The 6,445-nt window shown below is 72.2% G+C and carries 6 protein-coding genes; 3 read left to right on the top strand and 3 right to left on the bottom strand.

All coding sequences use genetic code 11. The features are described 5' to 3' along the window. The 3 genes from PLP61_RS13885 to PLP61_RS13875 all read right to left on the bottom strand — a co-directional run. Positions 1-846: DNA translocase FtsK 4TM domain-containing protein (locus PLP61_RS13885; protein WP_324503336.1), on the bottom strand; the 846-nt coding region annotated here is incomplete at its 3' end. Between the two features lie 71 nt (positions 847-917). Next, positions 918-1,787, bottom strand: coding sequence for a M56 family metallopeptidase (locus PLP61_RS13880; protein ID WP_324503335.1), 870 nt, complete (start codon positions 1,785-1,787; stop codon positions 918-920). Beyond that, complete coding sequence (locus PLP61_RS13875; RefSeq protein ID WP_324503334.1) at positions 1,784-2,173, bottom strand: BlaI/MecI/CopY family transcriptional regulator; 390 nt, start codon at positions 2,171-2,173, stop codon at positions 1,784-1,786. Before PLP61_RS13875 ends, PLP61_RS13880 begins: the two co-directional genes overlap by 4 nt. 102 nt (positions 2,174-2,275) lie before the next feature. Between PLP61_RS13875 and PLP61_RS13870 the strand changes: the two genes are divergently transcribed. From PLP61_RS13870 to cydD, 3 genes are all read left to right on the top strand, one after another. After that, the gene (locus PLP61_RS13870; protein WP_324503333.1) at positions 2,276-3,718 is read left to right on the top strand and encodes a cytochrome ubiquinol oxidase subunit I; all 1,443 of its coding nucleotides are present in this window, start codon (positions 2,276-2,278) and stop codon (positions 3,716-3,718) included. Between the two features lie 18 nt (positions 3,719-3,736). Next, complete coding sequence (cydB, locus tag PLP61_RS13865; RefSeq protein ID WP_324503332.1) at positions 3,737-4,780, top strand: cytochrome d ubiquinol oxidase subunit II; 1,044 nt, start codon at positions 3,737-3,739, stop codon at positions 4,778-4,780. Between the two features lie 31 nt (positions 4,781-4,811). Beyond that, positions 4,812-6,445 (top strand): thiol reductant ABC exporter subunit CydD (gene cydD, locus PLP61_RS13860; protein ID WP_324503331.1); only part of this gene is annotated, 1,634 nt, incomplete at its 3' end.

The following is a 6,445-nucleotide window of genomic DNA, read 5'->3' as shown; positions in this document are numbered from 1 at the left end:
GTCGCCGGCGCGCTGGGGGGTCGCGGCGGGCCCGTCCGGCCCGGTCCGGCCGGGCAGGCGGGCGATGAGCGCGCGCAGCCTGGCCGGCACCTGGTGGACGGGGGTCGAGGTGATCACCAGGACACCGAACCCGGCCAGCAGCATGAGGAGCGGCACGACGACGTACGGCGTGCGCAGCAGGTCCAGCAGCAGGTTCGCCACGACGAAGCCGACCGCGCCGCCGGCCTGCTGGAGGTCGGAGGCGTCGCCGAGCTCGGGCTGCGGGTTGCCGTTGGCGATCTGGACCAGGCCGAGGACGCCGAGGGTGAGCGCGCTCCAGCCGACGACCTGGCGCCCGACCGGTCCGTTGCGCTCCGGGTTGCGCAAGGTGCGCCAGCCGAGTCCCAGCAGGACCAGCGGCACCAGCCAGGCGATCTTGCCGACCGAGCCGGCGACCACCGTGCGCACGCCGGACATGACCGACCCGGGCAGCTGCCACCACACGGCTCCGGCGACCACGACCGCGAGGCCGACCAGCAGCAGCCCGAGGCCGTCGCGGCGGTGCTCGGGGTCCAGGTCACGGGCCGCGGAGCCGACCCGGCGCGCGGTGGCGCCGACGGCGTGGGCCAGACCCACCCAGACCGCGGCCAGGACCCGCCACGCCCCGGTGAACAGGCGCAGGACCGGCCCGGGACCCGACCGGACCGCCCGCGGCGGGCGACGGGTCTTCGAGCGAGCGGACCGGGCCGGGGAGCGGGAGCTCTTGCGGCTGGTACTCCGGGATCGGGCGCGCGAGCGGCCGGAGGTGCTGCCTTTGGCCGTGCTCTTGCTCCGCGACCCCGGCGGGGAAGACGTACGGGTCGCCATGCTGAGACCTTAGGTGATCGTCACTCCAGCATCACGCTTCACAGGAGCGTGTCGGCCGGCGGCAGCCCGGGTCAGCCCAGCCCCGCCAGCCAGGGCTCCACCACGAACACCGTCGGCAGCAGCAGCACCGCGGCGGACGCAGCGACCAGCGCCGCCGCCTGCACCGGCCGGGGGCGCGCCTCGGCCAGCAGGACCACCCGCGCCGCCAGAGCGGTGCCACCCACCCCCAGGGTGCCGGCCGGGAGCCGGCCCTCGGCCATGGCCTGGAGCGCGGAGGCCAGGGGTCGCGCCAGGCCCGCCCGGGCCGCCGCCCGGTCGGCGAGGGCCTCCACCAGCAGCCCTACCTCGCCCAGCGCGAGCCCCGAGGAGCGCAGCCGGGGGAACGCCCGGTGCAGCACGCCGAACGCCTCCAGCACCAGGTCGTGCCGGGCCCGAAGGTGGGCCCGCTCGTGGAGCAGCACGGCGCGCAGCTGGTCGGGCTGGAGCCGGCCCAGCGCGCCGGAGGACATCACGATCCGCGAGCCGCCCATCCCCGGCAGGCAGTAGGCCACCGGCAGCGGGTGGTCGAGCACCCGCACTCCCCCGTCGCTCACCCTGCGGCCGACCAGGTCCACCTGCTCCCGGTGCCGGCGCCGGATCGTCCGCAGCTCGGTGCCGACCCGGTGCGCACTCAGGAGCAGCCGGACCGCCACCACGCCGGTCACCAGCACCGCTGCGCCGGCGACGACGTACGACCCCGGGCCGGGGGACTCGCGCCAGGCCCGGTCGGTGACGAGCGAGAGCCCTGCTCCCAGCGCGCCCAGGACCGCGGCGGCCGCGACCGACTGCCACAGCAGGAGCGCGGGGCCGGGGGTACGCCGCAGCCGGGGCAGCCGAGCCAGGAGCGCGGGCAGCGGCCAGGCCAGCGCGGCCGCCAGGCCGGCCAGCAGCGCAGGCGTCACGTCATCTCGTCGAGGGTCGCGAGCGCGCGGCGCAGCGCCTCGAGATCCTCCGGGGAGGCCTCACCCACGAAGGCGACCAGCGCCTGACCCCGGTCGTGGCTGGTGAAGTCGTCCAGCGCACCGTGCATGAGCTCGGCGGTGAGCTCGGCCCGGGTGGCCCGGGCGGTGTACAGGTGCGCCCGTCCGTCGCGGCGGCGGCCGACCAGGTCCTTGCGGGAGAGCCGGTCGAGCACCGTCATCACCGTGGTGTAGGCGAGGTCGCGCTGTGCAGCGAGGGCCTCGTGCACCTCCCGCACGGTGGACCACTGGCCGGGGCCGGAGGCCCACAGCACGTCCATCACCGCACGCTCGAGGTCGCCAAGGCGAGGCTTCACTGGGTTAGGCACCGCACAAGTGTAGAGGGCCACCCCGGTTGTTACTACGACTCGTAGGAGGTGTTTACTGCCAATTGTTGATTCTCGCACCACCCTCAGCCCGAGGAGTTGCCCGTGGACGTCTTGGACATTGCCCGGTGGCAGTTCGGCATCATCACCGTCTACCACTTCCTGTTCGTTCCGCTCACCATCGGTCTCACCGCGGTCATCGCGGTCCTGGAGACCGCGTGGCTGCGCACGCGCAAGCCGGAGTACCTCCGGCTGACGAAGTTCTTCGGCCGCCTGTTCCTGATCAACTTCGCCATCGGAGTGGTCACCGGCATCGTGCAGGAGTTCCAGTTCGGGATGAACTGGTCGGACTACTCCCGCTTCGTCGGTGACATCTTCGGCGCCCCGTTGGCCGTCGAGGGCCTGCTGGCGTTCTTCCTGGAGTCCACCTTCCTCGGGCTGTGGATCTTCGGGTGGGACCGGCTCCCCGGCAAGGTCCACAACCTGATGATGTACCTGGTCCACCTGGGCACGCTGGCCTCGGCCTGGTTCATCCTCGCCGCGAACTCCTGGATGCAGCACCCGGTCGGGTACCGGTACAACCCCGACACCGGCCGTGCGGAGCTGACCGACTTCTGGGCGGTGATGTTCAACAAGGTCCAGCTGATCACGTTCCCGCACGTCGTGCTCTCGGCGTACATGACCGCCGGGGCGTTCGTGCTCGGCGTCGCGGCGTACCTCTACGTGAAGAAGGACAAGCAGCACGACCAGCCGCTGTACCTCAAGGCGATCCGGATCGGCGCCTGGGTGGCGCTGATCTCCGGGCTGGGCGTGGCCTTCACCGGTGACGTGCAGGGCAAGGTCATGACCGACGTCCAGCCGATGAAGATGGCGGCGGCCGAGGGGCTCTTCGACACCGAGCAGCCGGCATCGTTCTCGATCCTCACCATCGGCACCCCCGACGGCCAGACCGAGAGGTTCGCGATCAAGATCCCGAACCTGCTGTCGTTCCTGGCCACCGGCGACTGGAACGGCGAGGTGAAGGGCATCAACCAGCTCCGGGAGCAGTACCTCCAGGAGTTCGGCCAGGACCCCGGCGCCACCTACTACGACCCCGGTGACTACACCCCGGTGATCCCGGTGACCTACTGGTCCTTCCGGTTCATGATGGGCCTGGGCTTCTTCGTCGCGGGCGGCGCGATCCTGATCCTGTGGCTGACCCGGCGTGGTCGTACGCCGACCTCCCGCTGGTTCGGCGCGTTCGGCATCTCGCTGCCGGTCGCGGCCGTGCTGGCCAGCTCCTGGGGCTGGCTGTTCACCGAGATGGGCCGGCAGCCCTGGGTGGTGTTCGGCCTGATGACCACGCGCAACGGCGTCTCGCCCGGCGTGGCCACCTACGAGGCCTGGATCTCGCTGATCCTGCTGACCGTCCTGTACGCCGTCCTCGCGGTCGTCGAGATCGGCCTGCTGGCCAAGTACATCAAGCGCGGCGCGGACCCCTTCGAGGAGCCGCCCGACGTACCGCTCGGCGGCTCCGACGAGGACGCCCCGATGGCGTTCGCCTACTGAGAGGGGAAGGAGAGAGCCATGGAACTCACCACTGTCTGGTTCATCCTCATCGCGGTCCTGTGGATCGGCTACTTCACCCTCGAGGGCTTCGACTTCGGCGTCGGCATGCTGCTCCCGGTGCTGCCCAAGGACGAGAAGGAGAGGCGGGTCCTCTACAACACGATCGGCCCGGTCTGGGACGGCAACGAGGTCTGGGTGCTGGTGGCGGGAGGCGCGACGTTCGCGGCCTTCCCCGAGTGGTACGCCACCTTGTTCAGCGGGTTCTACCTGCCGCTGCTGCTCATCCTGGCCGCGCTGATCGTGCGCAACCTCGCCTTCGAGTACCGCGGCAAGAGGGACGACGACACCTGGCGGCGCAACTGGGACTGGATGGCCATCCTGGGCTCCTACGTCCCCGCGCTGCTGTGGGGCGTGGCGTTCGCCAACATCGTCGCCGGTGTCCCGATCGACGCCGACAAGGAGTTCACCGGGAACCTGTTCACGCTTCTGAACCCCTACGGGCTGCTGGGCGGGCTGGTCACGATGACGCTCTTCCTCGCCCACGGCGCGATGTTCCTGGCGCTCAAGACCGACGGCGACATCCGGCACCGCGCCCGCGCCCTGTCGGTGAAGCTGGGCCTGGTCGCGGCCGTGGTGGCGGTGGTGTTCATCGTGTGGACGCTCGCGAAGTACGACTGGGAGGCCATGCCGATGGTCCTCTTCGCCGTGGCGGCCGTGGCCCTGCTGGCCTCGGTCTGGATGGCGATGCAGGGTCGCGAGGGCTGGGCGTTCATCGGGACGTTCGTCACGATCGCGGGGGCGGTCGCCGGTCTGTTCTGGGCACTGTTCCCGGCCGTGATGCCGTCGTCGACCGACGCCGCCTACTCGCTGATGGCCTCGCACGACCCGGCCGTGGGCGTGTCCGCGGCAGCCACCCAGTACACCCTGAAGGTGATGACCTGGGTCGCGGTGATCTTCACCCCGATCGTGCTGCTCTACCAGTCCTGGACGTACTGGGTGTTCCGGAAGCGGGTCGCCACCCACCACATCCCGGACCCGGTCGACACCACGGTGAGCGCGTGAGGCTCCGGGACAGCCGTGACATCGTGAGGGCATGAAGCCGCTGGATCCGAGCATCCTGCCCGCCCTCCGGCCAGCGCACCGACCACTCCTCGGTGTGCTGGCCGGAGGCACGTTGGGGGGGCTGCTCACCGTGGCGCAGGCGTTCGCGATGGGCACGCTGATCGTGCGCCTGGTGGAGGACCCGGGCGGCACCGGCTGGCAGGTCGCGGCGTGGTGGCTGGTCGCGGTGGTCGTCGGCCGCGCGCTGGCGGCGTACGTCGTCGACGCGGCGTCCGCGGCCGCGGCGGCGCGGGTCTCCCTGCCCCTGCGCCGCCGGCTGGTCGAGAGCACCCTGGAGCTGGACGCCCAGGCCCGCTCGCGCCGCAGCACCGGGGAGCTGACGGTCCTCGCCACGCGCGGCATGGCGGCGATCGAGCCCTACCTCACCCGCTACCTGCCGACGCTGGTGCTGGCCGTGGTGCTGCCCACGGCGACGGTGGTGGCCATCTTCTGGCTCGACTGGCTCAGTGGGCTGGTCGTGCTGCTCACGCTCCCCCTCGTCCCGGTCTTCGCGGTCCTGATCGGGCAGGCCACCCAGGAGCGCGCGGACCGGCAGTGGCGGCAGCTCTCGGCGCTCTCGGGGCACTTCCTGGACGTGGTCCGCGGCCTGCCCACGCTGGTGGCGCACCGTCGGGCGTGGGCGCAGGCGGGCACGATCCGGGCGATCACCGACCGGTACCGCCGGGCCACGATCGAGACCCTCAAGATCGCGTTCGTCTCCTCGGCCGCGCTCGAGCTGATCGCGACGATCTCGGTGGCCCTGGTCGCGGTCGAGGTCGGTCTGCGGCTGCGCGACGGGAGTCTGGACTTCTGGACCGCGATGGTTGTGCTGCTGCTCGCCCCCGAGGCGTACTGGCCGCTGCGCCGGGTGGGCGCGGAGTTCCACAGCGCCGCCGAGGGCACCGCCGCCTTCTCCCACACCTCCACGCTGACCCGTCGCAGTTTTCCGGCTTATCCCCAGCAGCCCGGTCAAACAGCGACGGGTCGACCGGAAAACAGCGACGGGTCGATCGAGGTGGAGGGGGTGGTCGCCCGGTACGACGGGCGGGAGCGGCCGGCCCTCTCGGGGGTGACGGCACGCCTGCCCTCCCCCGGCCTGACCGCGGTCGTCGGCCCCTCCGGGTGCGGCAAGACCACGCTCCTCTCGGTGCTGCTCGGCGAGCTCCCCCCGGAGTCCGGGCGGGTGCTGGTCGGGGGCCGCGACCTCGCCACCACCGACCCCGACGCGTGGCACGCCCGGCTGGCCTGGTCGCCGCAGCGGCCCTGGCTCACCGCCGGCACCGTCGCCGAGAACCTCCGGGTGGCGGACACCGTCGCCTCCGACGCGCGGCTCTGGTCGGTGCTCGAGCAGGTGCTGCTCGCCGAGGTGGTGCAGGCGTTGCCGCAGGGGCTGGACACCCCGCTCGGCGAGGACGGCGCCGGGCTCGCCGCGGGCCAGCAGGCCCGGCTCGCGCTGGCCCGGGTCCTGCTCGCCGACCGGCCCTACGTGTTCCTCGACGAGCCGACCGCGCACCTGGACGCGGTCACCGAGTCCGTGCTCCTCGGCGTGCTGCGCGAGCTGGCCGCCCGCTCGTGCGTGGTGGGGGTGGCCCACCGCCCCGCGGTCGTGGAGGCGGCCGACCTGGT

Origin of the sequence: Nocardioides sp. (assembly GCF_035429765.1) — a bacterium.
Classification (GTDB): domain Bacteria; phylum Actinomycetota; class Actinomycetes; order Propionibacteriales; family Nocardioidaceae; genus Nocardioides.
This window is presented reverse-complemented; position numbering and strand designations above follow the sequence as displayed.

What these genes read in the sequence shown, in the direction of transcription:
- cydB (WP_324503332.1), top strand. Translation starts at nt 3,737, where the DNA reads ATGGAACTCACCACTGTCTGGTTCATCCTCATCGCGGTCCTGTGGATC.